11 protein-coding genes are annotated in these 22,171 nt (G+C 69.0%); 1 reads left to right on the forward strand and 10 read right to left on the reverse strand.

What is annotated here, in order from left to right; translation table 11 throughout:
• Positions 1-119: 119 nt before the first annotated feature.
• From A5789_RS30985 to A5789_RS31020, 8 genes are all read right to left on the reverse strand, one after another.
• Positions 120-929 (reverse strand): ABC transporter permease, encoded by an 810-nt coding sequence (locus tag A5789_RS30985; protein ID WP_082941081.1) that lies wholly within the window; start codon positions 927-929, stop codon positions 120-122.
• The gene (locus tag A5789_RS30990) at positions 926-1,711 is read right to left on the reverse strand and encodes an ABC transporter permease (protein ID WP_064905223.1); all 786 of its coding nucleotides are present in this window, start codon (positions 1,709-1,711) and stop codon (positions 926-928) included. Before A5789_RS30990 ends, A5789_RS30985 begins: the two co-directional genes overlap by 4 nt.
• A complete protein-coding gene (locus A5789_RS30995) occupies positions 1,708-2,685 on the reverse strand; it encodes an ATP-binding cassette domain-containing protein (protein WP_227462748.1) in 978 nt (325 codons plus the stop codon). Before A5789_RS30995 ends, A5789_RS30990 begins: the two co-directional genes overlap by 4 nt.
• A 76-nt stretch (positions 2,686-2,761) precedes the next feature.
• Positions 2,762-5,806 (reverse strand): nocobactin polyketide synthase NbtC, encoded by a 3,045-nt coding sequence (gene nbtC, locus A5789_RS31000; RefSeq protein ID WP_064905219.1) that lies wholly within the window; start codon positions 5,804-5,806, stop codon positions 2,762-2,764.
• On the reverse strand, positions 5,799-7,097 hold the full coding sequence (locus A5789_RS31005; protein WP_064927413.1) for a polyketide synthase: 1,299 nt from the start codon (positions 7,095-7,097) through the stop codon (positions 5,799-5,801). Before A5789_RS31005 ends, nbtC begins: the two co-directional genes overlap by 8 nt.
• Positions 7,094-7,846: a thioesterase II family protein gene (locus A5789_RS31010; RefSeq protein WP_064905215.1), complete on the reverse strand. Its 753-nt coding sequence runs from the start codon at positions 7,844-7,846 to the stop codon at positions 7,094-7,096. Before A5789_RS31010 ends, A5789_RS31005 begins: the two co-directional genes overlap by 4 nt.
• Positions 7,847-7,869: 23 nt before the next feature.
• Positions 7,870-14,040: a non-ribosomal peptide synthetase gene (locus A5789_RS31015; RefSeq protein ID WP_064905212.1), complete on the reverse strand. Its 6,171-nt coding sequence runs from the start codon at positions 14,038-14,040 to the stop codon at positions 7,870-7,872.
• Between the two features lie 52 nt (positions 14,041-14,092).
• Positions 14,093-17,569 carry a non-ribosomal peptide synthetase gene (locus tag A5789_RS31020; protein WP_064905210.1) on the reverse strand — a complete coding sequence of 1,159 codons (3,477 nt, stop codon included), beginning with the start codon at positions 17,567-17,569 and terminating at the stop codon, positions 14,093-14,095.
• A gap of 145 nt (positions 17,570-17,714) precedes the next feature.
• Between A5789_RS31020 and A5789_RS31025 the strand changes: the two genes are divergently transcribed.
• Entirely contained in the window at positions 17,715-18,413 is a 699-nt protein-coding gene (locus tag A5789_RS31025) for a siderophore-interacting protein (protein WP_063016724.1), read from the forward strand.
• Between the two features lie 86 nt (positions 18,414-18,499).
• On the opposite strand, the gene A5789_RS31030 is transcribed toward A5789_RS31025, so the two are convergent.
• Both A5789_RS31030 and A5789_RS31035 read right to left on the reverse strand, forming a co-directional pair.
• Complete coding sequence (locus tag A5789_RS31030) at positions 18,500-20,230, reverse strand: ABC transporter ATP-binding protein (protein WP_064905208.1); 1,731 nt, start codon at positions 20,228-20,230, stop codon at positions 18,500-18,502.
• Positions 20,227-22,152, reverse strand: coding sequence for an ABC transporter ATP-binding protein (locus A5789_RS31035; protein WP_064905206.1), 1,926 nt, complete (start codon positions 22,150-22,152; stop codon positions 20,227-20,229). Before A5789_RS31035 ends, A5789_RS31030 begins: the two co-directional genes overlap by 4 nt.
• Positions 22,153-22,171: the final 19 nt, after the last annotated feature.

Consider the following 22,171-nt stretch of genomic DNA (forward strand, 5'->3'; position numbering starts at 1 on the left):
ACGAACAAACGGATCTCGACAGTACCGAAAAAGACGGATCGATCTTCGGTGAATCAGAATGACACTCGGCGTGTCTCGCTAATTACGGGCTAATGGCTTGTCAGGAGGCGGAAGACGGGTCAGCTCTGGGCGGCACGACGGTAACCGCGAATGGCGACGGCGCCGAAAACCACCATCAGCCCCACCGACCACGCCACGGTCTGCAATACCGGAACCAGCAGCGGACCACCGAGAGTGAAGTCGCGCATCGCCTCGATGGCGCAGCTCATCGGCTGAGCCCGCACGATCGGTTGCAGCCGGCCCGGATAGTTCTGCACCGGCACGAATCCGGAATTGAAGAACATGCCGACCAACACCACGATCGCGAACAGCTGCACCACCTTGTCACCGGCGCTGCTCACCCCGACCGCGATGACCAGCGGGGTGAATCCGGCGATCACGATCACCGGTACCAGCAGGACGCCGATCGCACCGCCCCAGCCCTGCTGGAAGCGCAGGCCCAGCGCCATGCCGACGGCGACGACCACGACCGTCGCCGCGAGCGCGCGGGCGCATTCGGCGGCCAGCCGGCCGGACAGTCCGGCCCAGCGATGCATCGGAAGCACCCAGAATCGGCGCAGCAGACCGCTTTCCCGCTCGGCGTACAACGACATGCCGGTACCCATCGCGCCGTACATCGCCCCGGCGACGGCGATCATCGGCACGAACCCGTAGATCGGGTCGGCCCCGCCGGCGGCGCCGAGGGATTTGTCGAGCACCAGGTCGTACATGAGCAGCAGCAGAATCGGCAGCACCAGCGTGCTGGTGATCACCTCCGGCTGCCGTGACCAGCGCCGCAGCAGGCGACCGGTCTCGATCAGGGTCTGCGACCACAGATCACCGATCCGGGAGCCGAGCACGGGAGAATCGTCCACAACGGTCGCACTCATCGCCGGTGCCCTTCCGCTCGCACTGCCAGGACCACGGCGACCACCAGCAGCACCGCGATCCAGATCGCGGCCACGCCGAGTTCGGCGGGGTACTTCCCCGCCGCCAGTCCGCGCAGCGCGTCGGTGATCTGCGAGACCGGCTGATTGCGTACATACGGCTGGATCCAGCCCGGAAATCCCTGCACCGGAACGAACCCGGTGGAGGTCATCACCAGCAGCAGTTGCGGGCCGAACAGGACGGTGCCGCTGAGTTCGCTGTTACGGGTGATGGTGCCGAGCGCGTCGGTGGCGATCACGAGCGTGGCGCCGAACGCCAGCACCACCAGCACGAAGACCAGCGTGGAATCCGCGCCGTGGAATCGGAATCCGAAGATCGTGCCGATGATCAGCGCCCCGGCGAAGGCGGCGACGGCGCGCACCAGATTCGCCGACATCCGAGCGGTCACCGGAACCCACGGCGGCACCGGCATCGCCCGCAGCCGGGTGGCCATGCCGCCGACGACCTCTCGCGCCGCCCGGTCACCGGCGAACATGGAGGTGAAGAACATGGCGAAGACCGCGATCAAGGGCAGCAGGTACTGCGCGTAGTCGATACCACCGGCCTCCATCGACTGCCGCAGCGGCACGTAGAAGCAGACGAAGAACACCACCGGCGCGGCGAAGGCCAGCACCAGATCGCCCTCGCGCAGCGCGGTGCGAATCATGCGGCCGCTCAAAGCCGTCCATTGCAGCCCGGCCGGAACCCGGAACAGTTCGGGGGTTTCGGTGCTCGCCGCGGTCATGCCGAGATCTCTTCGGCCGGTTCGGTCAGCTGGATGAAGACCTCGTCGAGGGAGGGACGGCGCAAGGCGATGTCGATCAATTCGATTCCCGCGCTGTTGATTCGGTCCAGCGCTTCCGACAGCGTCACCGCGCCACCGGGCGCGGGCACCGACACGCGGTCCTGCGATTCGGCGATCGTGACCTCCCCCAGGCTCGCCAGCGCGGCGGCCACGGCCGGCACATCGCCGGCATCGACCGGGACGACCTCGCAGTAGCTGTCGCCGGAGCGGGCCTTGAGCTGATCGGCGGTGCCCTCGGCGATCACGGCGCCCTTGTCGACGACAATGATGTTGTCGCTCAACGCATCCGCTTCCTCGAGGTACTGCGTGGTGAGCAGAATCGTGACGCCCTGTTCCTTGAGCGAGCGCACCATCGCCCACAGGCTCTGGCGACTGACGGGGTCCAGGCCGGTGGTGGGTTCGTCGAGGAAGACCACGCGCGGCGGCCGGACCAATCCGCAGGCGATATCGATGCGCCGGCGCATACCGCCGGAGTACTGGCCGACCCGTCGTTCCGCCGCCTCGGTGAGCGCGAACTGCTCCAGGAGTTCGTCGGCGCGCTGCGCGGCGGCCTTGCGCCGCAGGCCCATCAGACGGGCGAAGAGCACCAGATTTTCCCGGCCGGTGAGCATTTCGTCGAGCGCCGCGTACTGGCCGGTCAGCATGATCGAGGAGCGGACCTGCGCGGCCTGGGTGACGACGTCGAAGCCGGCTACCCGCGCAGTACCGGCATCGGGACGGATCAGCGTCGACAACACCGATACCATGGTGGTCTTACCCGCGCCGTTGGGCCCGAGCACGCCCAGCACACTGCCCGCGGGGGCGCTGAAGCTGATGCCTCGCAACGCGCGCACCGCGCCGAAGGTCTTCTCGACACCGTCGACGACGATCGCGTTGTCCGTATCCGCCGGACTACCCATTGAATTCGACACCATGCTCTCCGTCCGAGCGCCCGCCCAGTTACTTTGGTAAGGCTAACTTGATAATTCGATGAACTCCACTGCCTCGGCCTCAACCGAGCAGCGCCACCACCTCGTCGAGAGAGGCGCCGCCGAGAATGGCGGTGACCGGGAGATCCCGCCGCAATTCGGCCTCGACCCGCTTGCGGAGGTCGAGCGCCTGCAGCGAATCCAGGCCCAGCGCCACCAGCGGGACCGATCCGTCGACGGCCTCGCTCGGTTCCAACCCCATCACCACCCGCAGGGCATCGCGCACGGTGTCGGCGGTGCCGCGCGCGGCGGCCGTGTCGGCGGCGGGCTCGGGTTCGGTCACCGGTTCGGCCACCGTAGCCGCCTCCGGCTCCGGTTCGTCGGTGGGTAGTTCGGCGAACAGCGGCGCGAAACCGAAGACCGAGAACAGATCTCGGATGCGACCCCACTGGGCGGCGGCGACCAGCACAGTGGCCGCGCGTGGCGCGAAACCGGCGGCGACCGCCACCGCCGGGTCCATCGGCAGCAATCCGGTGCCACTGATGCGGGCCAGCGCTTCGGCATGGTCGGCGCCGACCGCCCGCCACAGGCCCCACTGCACCGCCGAGCATCGGATGCCTTCGGCCCGGTAGTGCGCGGCCTGCGCGTCCAGCATCCGGTTGATCGCGGAGTAGACCATATGCCCGCGCCCGCCCAGTGTGGCCGACAGCGACGAGCACACCACGATGCGACCGTCGTCGGTGCGCGGGAAGATACGCGTGAGGTTGTGCAGCACGACGGATTTGGCGTTCGCGGCCGCGCGAATGGCCGCCGGATCCGGATCGGCGGCCGCGGCGTCGTAATCCACGGCGGCATGCACGACGAGAGTCGCCGGGCTCGCGGTGTAGTCCGCCGCGAGGTCGGCGAGTGCGTCTGCGTCACCGGCGTCGCAGCGGCGCACCACGATCTCGGATTCGTGCCGGGCGCCGATCTCGGCGATGCGCGCCGCGGCGGCGGCCGAACCGCCGGACCGGCTGATCACCGTGATGCGGCCCGCGCCCGCGGCGGCGAACTGCTCGCAGAAGTCGAGCCCCACCTTGCCGGTGCCGCCGACGATGACGACCTCGCGCAGTTCCTCCCCGTGCGGCGGAAGATCACCCGCGGTGTCGTCGAGGATCAGCCGTTTCGCGTAGTAGCCGCCGTCGCGCACGGCCAATTCCGGCTCCCCCGCGATATGGATCGCGCCGAGCAGCGCCTTCGCCTCCGCGGCGGCATCGGTCCCGGCGCCGAGATCGACGTGCCGGAAGGCGACGCCGATGTGTTCGGCTGCCAGACAACGGAATCCGGCCTGTGCGGCGGCATGGAACGGATCCGGCAGATCGGAGTCGACGACCTGTTCGCCGCCGCCGGTCACCAGCCAGATATCGCCGATGCCGTCGAGTTCGGCCAACCAGCCGCGGTCCCCGAGGAATTCGGACACATCGTGCACCGGACCGTCCGGCGACGCGGGCGGGGCCAGCACCACCAGGGTGTCGGGCCGCGCGCCGGTACCCGCCTCGATCACCGTGGCGCCCTGGCGGGGCGCGGCCGCTCGGACGGCGGCCGCGAGTTCGGCGTGGGCGCCGCTCGGATCGACCACCGCGAGGGTCCGCGGCGGCACCATCGTGCGCCGCCGCAATCTGGTCCAGGTCTCGAGCACCCGCTGCGGGGCGACCGTGGAATCGTCGGAATCGCTTCCGGTGGAGCTCTTTTCGACAGTGTGAGCGTAATCGAACGGCGCCCACAGCGATTTGGCGTTCATCTGCGTATTGGGGAAATCGAGCAGCGGCAGCGCGGGCACACCGCCGTCGCCCGGTTCGCGCAGCGCCTCCCACCGATAGTTCGCGTCGTGCACCGCGACGGTCGCCAGATTGCGGGTGAACTCCCGCAGATCCTCGGCGGTGCGGCGCGAGGTGCCCAACATCTGAAATTCCCGCTGCCCCGGAATTTCCGACAGATTCTCCTGAATCGCGAGCATCAGCGTCGGATGTTCGGAGATCTCGATGAAGGTGCTCGCCCCGGCGTCCACGGCTTTCCGGATCGCGAGGTCGAAGCGCACCCGGTTACGCAGGTTCAGATACCAGTAGTCGACGATGGACAGACCCGGATGGAGGCGGTCGCCCATGGTGGCGCCGATACAGTCGATCTCGGTGTCGATGAAGGCGTGGTTGTCCATGTCCGGACCGACCGTGGCAGCCAGCAACTCGCGCCCGGCACTCACATAGGAGGTGTGCGCCGGATATCGGACGCGAATCTCTTTGGCGAATTTCCCTGCGGCATTGAGTGATTCGACGATGGTGACGACGGCGTCGCGTTCCCCGGAGATCGCGATGATGTGGCGGGAGTTGATCACCGACAACTCCACGAAATCGGCCTGGCGTGCGATCAGGTCCTCGCACTCGTCGCGGTCGATGCCCAGCACCGCCATGGAATAGCCGCTGAGCTGACGGTCGTCGACGATCCGCGCCCGGGTGGTGACGATTCGGACCGCGTCCCGCAGGGTCTGCGCCCCGCTGACGTAGGCGGCGGCGATCTCACCCTGCGAATGCCCGACCGTCACACCCGGGCCGACCCCGGCGGCCTGCCACATGGCCGCCACACCGACCATCTGCACGAACAGCGCCGGTTGCACGGTCAGCGCCTTGTCGTCGGCCTCCTGCCCGGCCTCGAGCAGATAGGGGCGCGGCGACCAGCCGTAGAGATCGTGAAAGACCTTGTCGCACTCGTCGACAGCATCGCGATAGGCCGACGAGTGCTCGTAGAGCATCGCGCCCATACCGGGGCGCTGGCTGCCCTGGCCGGGAAAGACGTAGGCCACGCGCTGCGCGGTCGCGGCGCGCTCCGATCGCACCACCGCCGGATGCGGTCGGCCGTCGGCGACGGCACGTAGCGCGGCGATCACATCGGTCTGCGCATCCGCCATCACCACAGCGCGATGGCGGCGCGGTGAGCGGGTGCGAAACAGCATGTCGGCCAGGCGGTCCGGAGTCACCTCGGGATGGTCGGCGAGGTAGTCCGCGACGGCGGCCGCCTCCGGTCCCAGCAGGTCCGGGTTGTCGCTGGACAGCAGGATCGGGACGCTGCCGTCGGGCAGGCGGTAGCTAGACATGACTCTCCTCTTCGGCCGGAATGGCCAGCAGCGCATGAGCATTCGTGCCCGACACCCCGAACGACGACACCGCCCCGTAGCGCACGCCGTCGTGCGGCTGCCAGTGCTCGAGTTTCGCCGCCAGCCGCAAGCCGGTCGCGTCCCAATCCACCTTGCCGGTCGGATTGTCGGCGAAGCGGGTCGGCGCGATCTGTCCGTGCAGACCGCTGAGCAGCACCTTGATCAGCCCGAGCATGCCCGCCGCCGCCTGTGCGTGGCCCAGATTCGATTTCACCGAGCCCAGGCGCGCGGAGCCCGATCCGTAGACGCGGTCCAGCGCCTCGAGTTCCAGCGGATCGCCGACCGCCGTCGCGGTGCCGTGGCCTTCGATCATGCCGACGACCTCGGGTGAAATATCCGCTGCCGCAACCGTCGCGCGGATCAGTCGCTCCTGCGCGCGGCTGCTCGGCACGGCGATCGGCGCTCCGGCGCCGTTGTGGTTGACCCGGGTGGCGAGCAACCGGCCGTAGATCCGGCGACCAGCCGCGCGGGCCCGCGATTCGCGTTCCAGCACGACCACCCCCGCGCCCTCGCCCCAGAGCGTGCCGTCGGCGGCATCGGAATACGGTTTGCACTGCCCGTCCGCGGCCAGCGCGTTGGTCTTGGAGAATTCGAAGAACGCGGCGGGCGAACCCATCACACAGACCGCACCGGCCAGCGCCCAGTCACATTCCCCGGCGCGGATCGCCGCCGCCGCCATATGCAGCGCCGACAGTGACGAGGCACAGGCGGTGTCGACCACGATCGACGGGCCGCCGAGGCCGAGGCAGTTGGAGATCCGCCCGGCCACCGCTCCCAGCGCCGCGCCGGCCGCACGATAGCCCGAATAGTCGTTGACCTCGGCGCTGTGCGGACCGTATTCGGTCGGCGAGGCGCCCATATAACAGCCCACCTCGTCACCGTCGATGGCCGCGGGATTGATGCCGGCGTTCTCCAGTGCCCGCCAGGCCACCCGCAGCGCCACCCGCTGCTGCGGATCCATCGCGACCGCCTCGCGCGGTGTGATGCCGAAGAACATCGGATCGAATTCCGCTGCGCGATCGAGAAATCCGCCCGCGTCGCGGACCGCGGCCCAGCCGTCGTGGCGCGACAGGTTCAGCAGTTCGGCGAGCGGCCAGCCGCGGTCGCGCGGGAACGGCCCGGTCAGATCGCGGGCCTGCGACAGCGCCGCCCAGTACTGGCCCGGGGTCTCGATGCCGCCGGGCGCCTCGACGGCGAGGCCGCTGACGACGATGGGATCCGCATCGCTCACGCTGTTGTCTCCATCTCGGCGACGAGCAGCTCCGCGATGCCCTCGACGTGGTCGTGCAGATAGAAGTGGCCACCGTCGAATATCGATACCGCCAGCTGCGATTCGGTGTGCTGCCGCCAGCCGTAGAGGTCGCCCATGGTGACGTACTCGTCGTCGCTGCCTCCCATCGCCTGCACGGGAGCCTGCACCCGCACGTCCGGCGGGCAGGTATAGCGGTCGAAGGCGGCGTAGTCGGCCTTCAATGCGGGCAGCGCCATCCGCATCAGGTCGCGATTGCCGAGCAGATCCGAGCCGGTGCCCTCCAGCCCGGCCATATGGTCGAGCAACTGTTCGTCCTCGGTGGGATGGTTGGGCATTTCGGCCACCCGCGACGGGGGAACCGCACCCGAGACGGCCAGCAATCGCACCGGCACGCCTTCGGATTCGGCGATGCGGACGAATTCGAAGGCCACGATCGACCCCATGCTGTGGCCGAGCACCGTGATCGGCTCGTCGCGGTTCCACGGTGAGAGCGCGAACTCGTCGAAGGCGCCCTCGGCGATCTCCGGCAGCGTCCGCAGCGCGGCCTCGCGGGCGCGGTCCTGGCGGCCGGGGTACTGCAGCACACCGACGTCGAAATGGTCGCGCAACCGCTTCGAGAAGGGCCGGTAGGTCGATGCGCCGCCGCCCGCGTGCGGGCAGATGATCAACGGTGCGCGCGCCCCGCGCGGTGCGTGGAACTGCCGGATCCAACCGGGTGCTGCTGCCATGCTCGTCTGACTCCTCATATCTGTCACTGCCACATCCGCCGCATCACCAGCAGGCCCTGATCCTCGTCGTCGAGCACGGTGGTGTCGGCGACGGTGCGGTCGGGCCGTTCGGCGATGGCGCGCAACGTATTCCGGAACGCGGTCTCGATGATCCGGGCGTCGTCGGCCTCGAAACTGTCCTCGGCGTAGAACACCACTGCCCGCACTCCGTCGCCTGGCAGCAGAGAATTCGCCGGGAAGATCATCAGCAGCAGCGCGTTGTCGGTGGCGCCGCCGCCCTCGAACGACACCAGCTCCAAACCGCCCTCGCGCAACGAGGTTTCCAGGTCGTCGCGGCCCGGCGGATAGGACTGGAAGACGAACATGCTGTCGAACAGCTTGCGCGCCGCCGGGCCCGACCGTCCCGCCGCCCGCATCGCCGAGGTGAGCCGGTACTGGTGGTACTCCATGAGATCCACCCGATGCCGCTGCATCTCGGCGAGATGGTCGCGCCAGGTCCGGTCGCCGGCCAGGTCGATCGCGACCGGAACGGTGTTGGCGAAGCAGCCGACCGCATGGTCGACGCCGTCGAGGTCGGCGGGCCGGCCCGACACCACCTCACCGAAAACCGTTGCCTGGTCGCCGGTGACGGTTCGCAGCGCGTTGGCCCAGGCGAGCTGGCAGACCAGGCTGAAGGTGGCGCCCTGCTCGGCGGCCATTTCGGTGGCACGCGCGACCGTGTCGTCGTCGAGAACGAACGTGCGCCCCTCCGGTACGCCGCCGCTGTCGGGCGTGCGTGCCGGGGCGACGAGGCACGGTCGCACATCCTCGAGGTAGTTCCGCCAGGCCGCCTCGGTGGCCTCCTCCCGGTCCCGGGTGAGGCGCAGGAAGCGCGCGAAGGTATCCGGATCGCCGAGCGGCTCGCCCCCGCGCCCGGCGTATTCGGCGAAGACCTCCCGCGGCAGCAGCTGCCCGGACCAGCCGTCGGTCAGTAGATGGTGCGAGGTCAGCACGACCGTGTGCCGGTTGCCGGGCAGATGCACCACGGTGACCCGCAGCAGCGGGCCCTGGGTGAGGTCGAAATGTTCCGCCTGGTCGGCCCGGAAGAAGTCGTGCAGCCGCTCCTGCGCGTCCGGCAGATCCGCGAAGTCGATCTCGCGCACCGGGATGCTCATGTGGTCGGCGACCACCGCATAGGGCTGTCCGGCATGCGACACCGAAATCGACACGCGCAGATTGGGATAGCGGTTGAGCACGGAGTCAAAGGCCGCGGACAGCCGCGGCAGGTCGAGTTCGCCGCGGACCCCGATGAGCGTCTGCACGTTGTAGACGTCGTTACCCGCGGACCCGAGCGCGGTGAAATACAGACCGGCCTGCAGCGGGGCCAGCGGGTGGATGTCCACGCATCCGCGATACAGCGCCTGCCAGCGATCCAGATCCGGCTGGGTCACCTCGTCGGCGACCACGTCGCTGGGCGTGAGGCGGCGAATCGGGTTGTCGCGCACCGTCTTCACGAGTTCGCCCAGACCCTCGGCCCACAGCTGGGCCAGTTCGCCGGCTTCGTCCTCGGACAGCGGACCCGCCGGGAACCGGAAGGAGGCGTGCAAACGCACACTGTCGCCGTCGGCCAGTGCCACGGTGTTGACGTCCAGCAGCGCCGGGGCCGGCATGGCCGGATCCGCATGACCACCCAGATAGCCGAATTCCGGTGCGGCGTCCCAGGTTCGGACCGAGTCGCGGTCCGCGGCGGACTCGGCGAATCGGCCCATGTAATTGAAACTCACCTGCGGCGAGCGTGAACCGGCCAGCTCGGCGCGGGTCTCCGGGTTGAGCCGGCTCAGTAGTCCCCAGCCGATCCCCGATTCGGGCACCGCGAGCAGTTGCTCCTTGACCGCCTTCACCGCGGATTCGACCTGCTCGCCCGCCTCCGGAATGCGCAGCGAGACCGGGTAGGTGGTGGTGAACCAGCCGACGGTGTTCGCGAGATCCACTCCGCTGAAGAGGGTTTCGACCCGGCCGTGTCGTTCCATCGTCACCGCGACCGCATCCGCGTCCCGGTCGCGGCGGCGGCGGAAGCGATGGATCGCGACCGCGAGCGAGGCGACCTGGATGTCGAGAAAATCGCAGCCGAAAGCCGTTGTGGCCGTGCTCATCAGGAACGCGGTGTCGTCCGCGTCGAGGGTGGCGGTGATCTCACGCACGGTCGCGACGGTGTCGACGGCCGGATCCAGGGCGCGACTGCCGAGCAGCGGATCCACTGCTTCTACGGCCGCGCGCCAGTACGGCAGCGTCGCGAGGACGGCGTCGCTGCTCGCCACCTGTGCCAGGCCGGTGTTCCAGGTCTTGACCGAGGTCCCCGGCTGCGGTTCGACCGTCGGGGCCGCGACACCCCACAGTCCACGCAGATCGTCGTGCAGCACACGCCAGGACACACCGTCGACCACCAGGTGGTGGACGACCAGCAGCAGCCGCCCCTGGGTTCCGTCGGCGGAGTGCACCCAGGCGGCGGCGAGCATGCGGCCCGCGCCGGGGTTCAGCTGCGCGCTCAGCTCGGCCAACTGCGCATTCAGCTGCGCACCCGCGGTGCGGTCCCAGTTCTCGTCATCGATCACGACCTCGGCGAAAGCGGGCGCGACGGTCGGCTCGTCCGGTTCCGGGACGTAATACGCCGTGGCGCCCTGGGGATCGGTGCCGAGCCGGGCACGCAGCATCGGATGGCGTGCGGCCAGCGCCGAGACGACCTCGGCGATCTGCTCGCGAGTGCTGTGCGCGGGCGCGACGACCGCGGTGGCCTGGGTGTAGGAGCGGTAGTCGTCGGATTGTTCGGTGAGCAGGGCCGCGATGGGATTGAGCGGGATCCAGCCGGCCGGGCTCTCCGCCTCGATCAGGACCGGGCCGCTGCTTTCGGCGATCGGCTCGCACGCCGCGGCGATGCGGGCGATCGTGCGCGCCTCGAACAGCGCGCTGGTGGTGATCAGCAATCCGTACTTCTTCAACGTCGACGCCATCCGGATCGCGCTGATGGAATCGCCGCCCAGGGCCAGGAAATCGTCGTCGGCCGCCAGCGCGGTGGTATCGCCGAGGTGCAGCACCGCGCGCACCACCTCCGCGACCGCGGTTTCGGCGCCTTCGCGCAGTTCCCGCCCGTGCCCGGTGCTGCCACCCAGATCCGGCTGCGGCAATGCGCGGCGGTCGAGTTTGCCGTTGGCGGTCAGCGGCAGTGCCGCCAATTTCACCAGTGCCGTGGGGATCATGTATTCCGGCAGGCGTTGCGCCAGTGCGGCTTTGATGCGCTCGGTGTTCTCGGCGTCGCCGGCGGTGGCGAACTCCGAATTCGCCTCGGGCACATAGTAGGCCACCAGCGCCAGGTCGTGGCTCGGCTCGCCCTGCGGCACGGTGATCGCGACGGCGGAGGCGATACCGGGCACGCGGCGCAGCACGGTGCCGATCTCACCCAGCTCGATGCGATGTCCGCGCACCTTGACCTGATCGTCGACCCGGCCCAGATATTCCATGCGGCCCTGCGAATTCCAGCGCACGATATCGCCGGTGCGATACATCCGGGCTCCGGGCTCACCGGCGAACGGGCATGCCACGAAGGCCCCGGCGGTCAGATCGGGGCGGCGATGGTAGCCCTGGGCCAGCTGCACGCCGCCGAGGTAGAGCTCACCGATCACACCGGGCGGCACCTGCCGCAGCCGCTCGTCCAGCACGTAGACCGACGAATTCCATTCGGGCAGGCCGATGAGCGCCGGTTCCAGCGCGGCGCCGGCCGCCCCCTCGGTGTTCGTCCGCCCGGCGAAATCCTCGTGCATGAGGTCCATCGACCCCTCGGTGGGGCCGTAGAGACCGAGCACCGTACCGCCGAAGAAGCGGCTCGATTCCTCGACCAGCGCCGGCGGCACCGCCTCGCCGCCCAGGTACACGTAGCGCATGGATTGCAGCCGCGCCGCGTCCGGCCCCGCATCGATGAAGGCGCGAACCACACTGGGCACCAACGAGATCTGCGTGATGCGGTGCCGGTGGATGATATCGGCGAGCGCCTCCACATCGGCCTGCCACCACTGCGGCGGCGGCAGCACCGTCGCCGATCCGGTGCACAGCGCGTTCACCAGCTCGAAGACCGAGACGTCGAAGCCGATCGGCGCCTTCTGCAGGATGCGCTCCTCGCCGAAGCCGAGGTAGTCGCGCATCCACTGCACATGGTTGGCGACACCGCGGTGGTGGATGACGACGCCCTTCGGGCGGCCGGTGGTGCCGGAGGTGTAGAGCAGATAGGCGGGGTCGAGCGGATGCAGGGGCCGCGGCAGCTCGACCGGCGACAGCTCCGAGCCGTCCAGCGCGGACAGCCGTTCGATCACCGACGTATCGCTGAGATCGATTGCCGCGACATCGGTTTCGAGATCGATCTCGCTGTCGGCCGACATCAGCAGCAGCGCCGGCTCGGCATCGCCGAGCATGTACTCGATGCGGTCGAGCGGATAGCTGGGGTCGATCGGGAAGTACACCGCGCCGACGCGCAGCACCGCCGCGAACGCGATCGGCAGCCGCTCACTGCGTTCGGCGTAGACGCCGATTCGGTCGCCGGGCCGCACGCCCTCCGCCAGCAGCAGGCGCGCGAGCCGGTTCACCCGGCTGTCGAATTCGCGGTAGGTCAATTCGATATCGCCGAACACCACGGCCGTACGGTCCGGGTAGGTGCGCGCGGAGGCGCGGATCATCGCGTCGGCGGTCTCCGCCTCGATCGGCACCGCGGCGCCGTGCGACCACTGCGCCAGCGCCTTACGATCGGTCGGCGACAACGTGGCGAGCTCCGATACCTTTCGGTCGGCGGTCGCGGCGGCGAGCACGAGGTCGATGTATTCGTGCAGGCGATCGATCGTGACGGGATCGAAAAGATCGGTGCGATAGGTGATCTGGACGTCGGTTCGATCACCGTGCATGAAGGTCTCCACCACCAGCGGCAGCAGGGCCGCGCCGTTGTCCATCAACTCCCAGCTGGTGGTGGCGCCCGGAAGCTGGGGGCCGTCGATCTTCTGGTGCAGGAACAGCACCATCGTGTCGAACAGCTGGGAACCGACGTTGCCGGTCGCGGCGTTCACCGCGCGGACGATGCCTTCCTGCGGAAAATGCTTGTGCCCGAACGCGCCGGTGACCACGCCGCGCACCTGCTCGACCAGCTCGGCGAAGCGCTGATCGTCGCGGCCGGCGATGCGCAGCGGGAGCATATTGCCGAGATTGCCGATCAGCAGTTCCATCCCGGACTCTTCGCGGTTGGCCACGGTGGTGCCGATGACCATGTCGGTGCGCCCGGTCATCTCGCGCAGCGCGACATAGTAGGCGGCGAGGAAGACCGAGAACGGGGTGGTGCGCAGGTCGACGTTGAGGCGGCGCAGCGTCGAGTCGGCGGCCGCGCTCAGCGGGCGATCGCGGCGGGCGCCGCGTTCGGTGGCCGCCACCGGGCGGCGATCGTAGGGCAGCTGCAGTTCCGGAAGCTCACCGTCGAAGCTGTTGCGCCAGAAGCTAATATCCTCGGCATGGTCGTCGGCGGCGAACCGGTCGGCCTCCCATTCGGCGAAATCGGCGACCTGCAACCGCAGCGGCTCCACCGTGACCGGGCCGGTCAGTGCCTGCCGGTAGAAGTTCTCCACATCCCGCGAGAGCGCGGGCAGTGTCATACCGTCCCACGCGATGTGCTGAATCACCACCACCGCGACCAGTTCACCGGCGGATATGCGAACGAAGGTCACCCGCAGCGAGGACTCCGATGTGAGATCGAAGCTTTCGCGGGCCGCGGCCTCGGTCAGCTCACGCAACCGCTGCCGGGCCTGCTCCTCGGCGAGACCGGACAGATCCTCCTCCACCAGCCGGGGCGGCAGATCGGAATGGATCCGCTGATAGGGCTCACCGTCCTCATCGGTGTGATAGGTGGTGCGCAGCACCTCGTGCCGCTCGACGAGCGCGGCGAAGGCCGTGCGCAGGGCGCCCACATCGATCGGCTCGGCATCGGCCGCGCCCTCGAAGGTCAACGCCAGGCACAGGTTGTAGGCGGAGCTGCCGGGCGAAATCTGCTGATGCGCCCACACGTAACGCTGTCCGAACGACAACGGCGCCCGTTCCGGATTCCGGCGCACCGGCACGGCCGCGGCGGTGGCCAAACCCTCCTCGGCGAGCCGAGCGGCCATCGCTACCTGCAGGTCTTCCAGCGAACGCATCTGACGAACCAATCTGTCTACAACGAAAACTCGGGGCCTGTGCTGCGGTGGCTCAGTTCCCCGCCGAGGCGAGAGCCGAATCGGCCTGTGCCGAATCAGGCTGGGGCACCGGCACTTCGGCCAGCTCCAGCAGGATTCGCGAGACCTGCGCCAAGCGACCCGGGATGGTTTCGTCGGCCTGCAACCGCGCGGCGATGCGGCGCACCGTCCGGCCGGCGAATACCGCGGTGACACCGAATTTCTCGACCGCGAGCAGTCCGCGCACCTTGGCGGTCAGCGTGGTGGCCAGAATCGAATTGCCGCCGATCTCGAAGAAATCGGTTTCCACACCGACGGTCTCGACACCGAGAATCTGCGCCGCGATATAGGCCAGCGCCGCCTCGACCTCGTTCGCCGGCGGCACCGCGGATGCGCCGGCATCGGGCGCGCCCGCCTCCACCAGCCGCCGGATCGCCGCCCGGTCCATCTTCCCGTTGGGAGTCAGCGGGATCTCGGAGACGGTTTCGATCAGGTCCGGAATCATCTGGGCGGGAAGCAGATCCCGCAGCGCGGCCCGCAGTTCGTCGGCGGCGACCGCCGCGCCGGCCCGCACCGCGGCCGCCAACCGGCCGGAACCGGTCACCAGCGCGACGGCCTGCTGCACGGACGGCAGTGTGGTCAGGGCGGTTTCGACCTCGCCGAGTTCCACGCGATAGCCGCGGATCTTCACCTGATGGTCGGCGCGACCGAGGAAGTCGACGGTGCCGTCGGGCAGGTAGCGGGCCAGATCGCCGGTGCGGTACCACCGCAGGCCGCCGTACTCGACGAAACGCTGCGCGGTGCGTTCCGGATCGCCGCGATAGCCGTCGGCCACACTGGTTCCGCCGATCCACAATTCGCCGACGACCCAGTCGGGACAGTCCTCGCCGCGCTCGTTCACCACGCGCATCGCCACATTGGCCAGCGGCGTGCCGTAGGGCACCGCTGCGCGGTCGGCCGGGAAGTTCTCGGTCACTTCGCAGACCGTCGAATGAATCGCGGCCTCGGTGGCTCCGCCCAGACCGGCGAAACGCAGGCCGGGCACCAGGGCGCGCAGGCGATGGGCGAGTTCGGCCTCGACCCGGTCGCCGCCGGTGACGACCACCCGGAGGCTGCGCAGGTCCTGCGCGTCGGCCGAGTCCAGCAACATCCCGATCAAGCCGGGCGCGCAATTGAGCACGCTCACTTCGTGTTCGGCGATCAGCCGGGCCCACGCCCGGGCGTCCCGCTCGATTTCGGCGTCCACGCACACCAGCGCACCGCCCAGCGCGAGCGGGGCGAAGATGTCGAAGACCGACAGATCGAATTCCAGTGACGACAGGCCCAGCAGGCGAGCGTGCGCGTCCAGGCCGAAATACGCCGCGAGGGCGTCGACGGTGTTGGCGGCCGCCCGATGGCTGACCTCCACACCCTTGGGCTCACCGGTGGATCCGGAGGTGAACAGCACGTAGGCGACGGCATCCGGATCACTGGCGTAGGCGCGATCGAGACGACGACCCGTCAGCGCGGTGCTCAGTGCGATCGGGGTGACATCGGCCGGCAGGTCGAGCGCCGCATCGGTGAGCGCGACCCGGGCGCCCGCGCGGGCCAGAATGCGATCGCGTCGCGCGCGCGGCTGACCGGTGCCGATCGGCATGTAGGCCGCCCCCGCGGCCAGCACACCGAGTACGGCCGGAATCTGCCGATGCCCCTTGGGAACGATCACCGCGACGGTATCGCCCGGCCGCACGCCGGCATCGGTGAGCGCGGCGGCCACCGCGAGCGCCTGATCGGCCAGGTCGCCGTAGTCGCAGGCGCCGCCGCGCCGGCGCAGGGCCTCGGCTTCCGGCTTGCGACGGGCCCGGTCGAAGAACTCACCGTGCAGGGTGCGCGCCCGCCAGTCGGTGAAGGTGTCGTTCACCCGCTCGCGCACCGCGCGCTGCCGCACCGGCAGGTCGATCGACAGCGGTGCGTTCCAGTCCGCGCCCGGCTCGGCGAGGGTCAGCAGCAGGCGGCGGAATTCGGCGAACATCGCCGCGACCACGCCCTCGGGCATGGCGTCGCGGCGCACATCCCAGTTGACCAGCAGTCCGCCGCCCAGTTCGGCGACCTGCGCGTCCAGATCGACCTGCGGGCCCTGCGACAGAATCCACACCGGCTCGCCGAACAGCGCGGTGACCCGATCGGAGAAGAGCTCACCCAGGTCCAGCCCCGAGGTGAACACCACCGACGGCGTCACCGGCCCACCACGCGACCGGCCGAGATCACGCAGCACATCCAGGCCCTCGTAGACGGAATGCACGGCGCAGGTGTGCAATTCGCGCTGCAGGCGCTTGGCGCGGGCGACCATCGATTCCGGCTCGCGGGCATCGACGTCGACCAGCACCGAGTTCGTGAAATCACCCACCACGCGGTCGATGTCGTCGTGCAGCGGCTCCCGGTCGAACAGCGGGACGTTCAGCAGGAAGCGCTGCCGCGCGGACCAGCGCGCGATGGTCTCGGCGAACACCGTGGCCAGCGCGACCGCCGGGGTGACGCCGTGGCTGCGGGCGAGTGTGTCGAATCCGGCCTTGGCCTCGGGTTCGAACCAGTGGTGCAGCCGGATGCTGCGGCTGGGATCGGTGCGCTCGTCCTCGGCCAGGACCGGCAACGACGGGATATCGGGCAGATCGGCGAGCCGCCCCTCCCACCAGGCCTTGGCCGCCGAATTGTCCGGCGCGTGGCGCGTTCTGGCGTCGAGATATTCGCGGAAGGTGTAGCCGACGGTGTCGGCCGGATCGGCGTCGCCGTCGTACAGCGCGGCCAGATCGTCGAGAATGCGCCGGTAGCTCAACGCGTCCGCGGCGAGCATGTCCACATCGACGTGCACGCGGTGGGCGCCGTCGGGCAGCAGAGTGAGGGTGATGTCGACGACCTGACCGGATTCGACATCCATCCGCTGATGACTCTTGGCCTGGCGCAGGCGTTCCAGTTCCGCGTCCGGATCGTCGGACGTGCGCAGGTCCTGCACCCGGAACACCGGGAGCAGCGGCTCGGGCAGCACGCGCTGTGTGCCGGCGTCGGTGAACTGCACCCGCAACTGCGGATGGCGGCGTACCAGGCGGCCGACCGCGCGGCCCAGCCGATCGGCTTCCAGGCCGCGGCCGTCGAATTCGACGTAGAGATGGGCGGCGACACCGCCGAGCCGCTGGTCCTGGCGGCGACCGACCCAGTAGGCGTGTTGCATGGTGGCGAGGGCGAATTCCTCGCCCTCGGTGAATGTCGCACCGTCGGTGGCAGAGTCGGCACCGCCGTCGGCGGGGGCCGGTTCGGGGGTGGCGCCGAGCAGCTCGGCCCATGCCGAGATCGTGGGTGAGAGCGCGAGTTCGGAACTGCGGACCTCGTGGCCCTGTTTGCGCCAGCGACCGGCCAGTCGCATCAGTTTCATCGAATGCATGCCCAGGCCGACCAGATCGTCGTCGTATCCGATCGATTCGGGTTGGATCCCCAGCTCCGCCGCCACGATGTCACGAACGTCAGCCTTGCCGAGCATCAGACAAACTCCTCACCGGCCGGAAATCGGGCCTCACCACCTACTTCAAAGGCTAGGCTTGCCTAACCTGGAAGCATAGTAGCCCACAGCCTCCATCTACCGTAGGGGTGTGGTTTGGCTAACCTAACCCAGCTACCCTAACCCCATGGGCAAAGGCATCAACGGCGTCATCCTCAAGGCACTGCGCGCGGACGACTACCGGCTGACCGTCACCTCGGTGCGGCAGATCGGCGACAAGTACCTGCGGCTCGGCTTCACCGGCGGCGGGCTGCTGGCCGACCATCCCGTCCATCCCACGCAGTGGATCCGCATCTGGTTCCCCGACGACGACGGCGACCTGCAACAGCGCGGATACACCCTCGTCGACCCCGATCCCGGCAACGACGCATTCGATATCGAATTCGCGCTGCACGGCGGCCCGGCTTCGCAGTGGGCCGCGCGGGCCACGGTCGGTGACGAGATCGACGCCACCGTCATGGGCTCGAAATTCGCGGTGCCCGAACCGGTTCCGTCGGAATTCCTGATCTTCGGCGACAGCGCCTCACTGCCGGCGATCAATTCGCTGCTGGACGCGATCGGCGAGACGCCGGCCCGGGTGTGGCTGGAATGGCAGGAGGAGTCCGAGCAGTCGCTGCCGGTGCGCACCGGACCGAAGACCGAGGTGACCTGGGTACAGCGAGTCAACTACGGCCAGCTGCTGCGGCAGGCGGCCGACTCGGTCACCTGCTCCCCCGATGCCTTCGGCTGGGCCGCCTGCGATGCCGCCACCACGCGCGCGATCACCAAATCGCTGAAAGCCAAACTGCCGAAACATAATATCGCCGCCCGCGGCTACTGGCGGTGACCCGCACGCTGCCACCGGGCGCCACCACGCACCGGGCGGCGGTCACGGCATAGGTGCGTGACCGCCGCCCGTTCGGCGCCGAATCCTCAGGCCGACACCAGATGCCAGCCGGTCGCGCGGGACCGCTCCGACCAGAAACCGGCATAGCGGCCGCCGAGTTCGAGAAGTTCGGCGTGCGTGCCCCGTTCGACGATCCGGCCCGCCTCCACGAACAGAATCTGATCGGCGTGGGCGATGGTGTCGAGCCGATGCGCCACCACGACGACGGTCTTGTCCCGCGTCAGTTCGTGAATGCCGCGCACCACCGCCGCCTCGCTGGGCGGATCGAGGGCGCTGGTCGCCTCGTCGAGCAGCACGATCGGCGCGTCCTTGAGCAGCGCACGGGCGATCGAAACCCGTTGGCGCTCACCGCCGGACAGTGCCGCACCGCCCTCCCCGACCGCCGAATCCCAGCCGTCGGGCAGCCGGTCGACGATCTCGTCCACCCGGGCGATCTCCGCGGCCCGCCGCACCTGCTCGGTCGTGGCGTCCGGATTGCCGACGCGGATGTTGTCGGAGATGGTCTCGTTGAACAGATAGACGTCCTGGAAGACCGGCGACACTTGGCGCAACAGGGTTTCCGAGGGCTGCCGGCGCACATCGTGACCGCCGACGGTGATGCTGCCGGAACCGACGTCGTAGAACCGGGAGGCCAGCTTCAGCAGCGTGGTCTTTCCGCCCCCGGACGGTCCCACGATGGCCGTGGTGGTGCCGCTCGGCACGGTGAAAGATACGCCGTCGATGACCTTTTCACCCTCGCGGTAGCCGAAGTCGACGTTGTCGAAGACGATCTCCGGCGCACCCGGCGTGACGGGTTCGGCAGCCTCGGCCAGATCGCGCTCGGCGAGGAAGTTCGTGATCCGGTCGGCGGCGTCGGCGGCGCTGCGGATCGCGGTGCTCAGCTGCGCGGCCCGGTTGATCGGTTCGATGAACCGGGAGGTCACCGCGATCAGCGCGATCGTGGCCGGGATGGAGAGGTCGCCGCCGGTCCCGCGGGCGACCACCACCGACACCACGATCAGGAAGACGATCTGCACGCACAGCGCGAACACCATCAGCCCCGGCACACTGGCGACGATCATGCGCTTGGAAGCCGCCTCCTGTTCGCGCAGTGCCCGGGTGAGTGCCCGGTTGCCCACGCCCACCGCACCGAAGGCCCGCAACACGGGCTGTGCCTGCGCGAACTCCACGACGCGCGAATTGGCTTCGGCCGCAGCGGCATCGAGTCTGCGGTCGGCGCGGGTGTAGCTGGTGTTCGCCCAGCGGCTGACCAGCAGCAGTACCGGCAGGCTGATCAGGATCACCAGCGCGATCCGCCAGTCGATGAAGGCGACCCCGATGGCGACACCCACCGGAACCAGTACCGCGGTCAGCACGGGTGCGAGCAGATAGTTGACCACACTGAGGATTTCGCGCACGCCGCCGACGACCATCCGCGAGAGGGAGCCGGCGTTGGCGGTGGCGAACCAGCCCAGCGGCAGCGTGCTCAGATGATCGCCCAGCCGGGTCTGCACGCCGCGCAGCATGCCCACGCCGATCCGCAGGCCCACCAGCAGCTGCTGATACGAGCACACCGAGGCGACGATCACCGCGAGCGCCAGCCAGGCGGTCCAGCGCCACGCGCGGCCGAAATCGCCGTCGAACAGCGCCTGCAACACCGGAATCAGCAGCAGATAGGCCGCGATCTGTCCCAGCGCGCCCGCGCCGATGAGAGCCACATGGCGCGGCACGTAGCGGCGCAGTTCCAGCGGAACGAGGGCGAAGATCTTCCTGATCACCGCAGTTCTCCTTCGGAGTCGGAACCGGTCGCCGCGGCATCGGCGCCCCGCCGGGTCAGCGCGCCCACCGACGCCTGATTCTGTTCCCAGAGGCGCTGATAGAGCCCGCCGGCGACCGACAGCGTGGCGTGGTCGCCCGTTCCGGCGAGTTCGCCGTTGTCCAGCACCAGGATTCGGTCGACTCCCGTGATGGTGTGCAGCCGGTGCGCGATCACCAGCACGGTGCGGCCGGCGACCAGGACGGCGAGCGCGTCCTGAACCGCGGCCTCGGATTCCGGGTCGGCGAAGGCCGTGGCCTCGTCCAGCACCAGCACCGGGGTGTCGGCCAGCAGGGTGCGGGCGATCGACAGGCGCTGCGCCTCACCACCGGACAGCACCGCGTCGACGCCGATCTCGGAGTCGTAGCCGCGCGGCAGTTCCAGGATCCGATCGTGGATCTGGGCGGCGCGCGCGGCGCGCTCGACGGCGGCCGCATCCGCATCGGGCCGGGCCAGCGCGATGTTGTCGCGGATCGTCCCGCGAATCATCCGCACGTCCTGCAGGACGAAACCCACGGTGCGGTAGAGCTCTGCGGTGGAGTACTCGCGGACGTCCTTGCCGCCGATCGTGATTCGCCCCGCGGTCACGTCGTAGAAGCGCGGCAGCAGCCGGGCCAGGGTCGACTTGCCGGAACCGCTCGGGCCGACCAGTGCGGTGATGGAACCGGGAGCGAGTTCGAAGTCGACCGCACGCAGCACGGTTCGATCGGCGCGATAGCCGAAGCTCACCTGCTCGAACCGGACCGCGAGTCCCGTCGCGACGCCGTTGCCGGCCACATCCGCAGCCTCGGCGTCGGCTCGCACCTCGAGTTCGGGTGTTTGCTGCAGTTGGTGCAGGCGCAACGCCGCGGCACCGCCCTCGCGCAGCGCCTGCCCGCCGAAGCCGATGCCCAGCAGCGCGCCACCCAGCCCGATGCCGAGCAGCAGGAACGGCAGGATGTCGACCGGATCGGTCCAGCCCAGATCGGCGAAGCCCACACCGGCCACCACCACGACGAGCATGAGCAGCACCGGGGTCAGCAGGATCTCGGCGGCCGACTGCAGCTTGGTCATCGGCGTCTTCCAGGCCAGCAGGCTCTCGGCGGTGTTGTCGACCGCGCGCTGGAAGGTGCTGTGCGCCTTGCGAGCCCGGCCGAACGCCCGCACCACCTGAATGCCGTCGACGAATTCGATGATGGACTGTTCGATGGCGCGTTCGTTGGCGTCGAAGACGGCGAAGCGCTCCTGATGCGCCTTACCCATCATGGCCGCGAGGCCGCGCGTGTAGAGCACCAGCGGAATCAGCAGGATCAGGGTCAGCCGCCAGTCGACGGTGAACAGGTAGATCAGCGCCACCACCTGCACCGTCACCGCGCCGACGAATTCGAGCCGGGCGTGCGCGACCAGATAGTGCAGGGCCTCCACATCGTCCTGCAGGAACTTCTTCACCTCACCGGAACTGCGGTCGGTGAACCAGCCCAGCGGCACCCGGGTCAGCTTGGCCGCCAGCAGTTGTCGCAGCGTGAGCTGGAACTTCGCGTCGACCATATGGGTCCAGACCAGCGCCGCGGCCTGCAGCAATCCGCGCAGCACCAGCACCACGACCGCGGCGATCACCAGCGTCCACACCCGATCCGTGTCGATCGGAGCGGACAGCAGTTCGCGGCACGCCTCGACGATCAGGATGAACGGCACCACGGCGCAGATCGAGGAGGCCACGACGACCAGGCTCGCCAGCGACAACGCACCGTTGACCGGCGCCAGCACCTGTTTGCGGGCCAGACCGTCGGCGCGGCGCTGCTGTTCGATCGCGACCCGGTCCGGTTCCAGCGGTGCGTCGGGCGTGGTGGGCGGCACCGGCCGCGCTGCCTCCGGCTCGGCCGGATCCACGGTCTGAACCGTCATCAGTCCTTCCCTCCCATAG

Source organism: Nocardia sp. 852002-51101_SCH5132738, from assembly GCF_001665695.1.
Taxonomy (GTDB): domain Bacteria; phylum Actinomycetota; class Actinomycetes; order Mycobacteriales; family Mycobacteriaceae; genus Nocardia; species Nocardia nova.

Excerpts from the sequence above, each read along its gene's own strand:
- nbtC (WP_064905219.1), bottom strand. The coding sequence starts at position 5,806 with ATGTCTAGCTACCGCCTGCCCGACGGCAGCGTCCCGATCCTGCTGTCC.
- A5789_RS31015 (WP_064905212.1), bottom strand. The coding sequence starts at position 14,040 with ATGCGTTCGCTGGAAGACCTGCAGGTAGCGATGGCCGCTCGGCTCGCC.
- A5789_RS30990 (WP_064905223.1), bottom strand. The coding sequence starts at position 1,711 with ATGACCGCGGCGAGCACCGAAACCCCCGAACTGTTCCGGGTTCCGGCC.
- A5789_RS31025 (WP_063016724.1), top strand. The coding sequence starts at position 17,715 with ATGGGCAAAGGCATCAACGGCGTCATCCTCAAGGCACTGCGCGCGGAC.
- A5789_RS31035 (WP_064905206.1), bottom strand. The coding sequence starts at position 22,152 with ATGACGGTTCAGACCGTGGATCCGGCCGAGCCGGAGGCAGCGCGGCCG.
- A5789_RS30995 (WP_227462748.1), bottom strand. The coding sequence starts at position 2,685 with ATGGTGTCGAATTCAATGGGTAGTCCGGCGGATACGGACAACGCGATC.
- A5789_RS31020 (WP_064905210.1), bottom strand. The coding sequence starts at position 17,569 with ATGCTCGGCAAGGCTGACGTTCGTGACATCGTGGCGGCGGAGCTGGGG.
- A5789_RS31010 (WP_064905215.1), bottom strand. The coding sequence starts at position 7,846 with ATGGCAGCAGCACCCGGTTGGATCCGGCAGTTCCACGCACCGCGCGGG.
- A5789_RS30985 (WP_082941081.1), bottom strand. The coding sequence starts at position 929 with ATGAGTGCGACCGTTGTGGACGATTCTCCCGTGCTCGGCTCCCGGATC.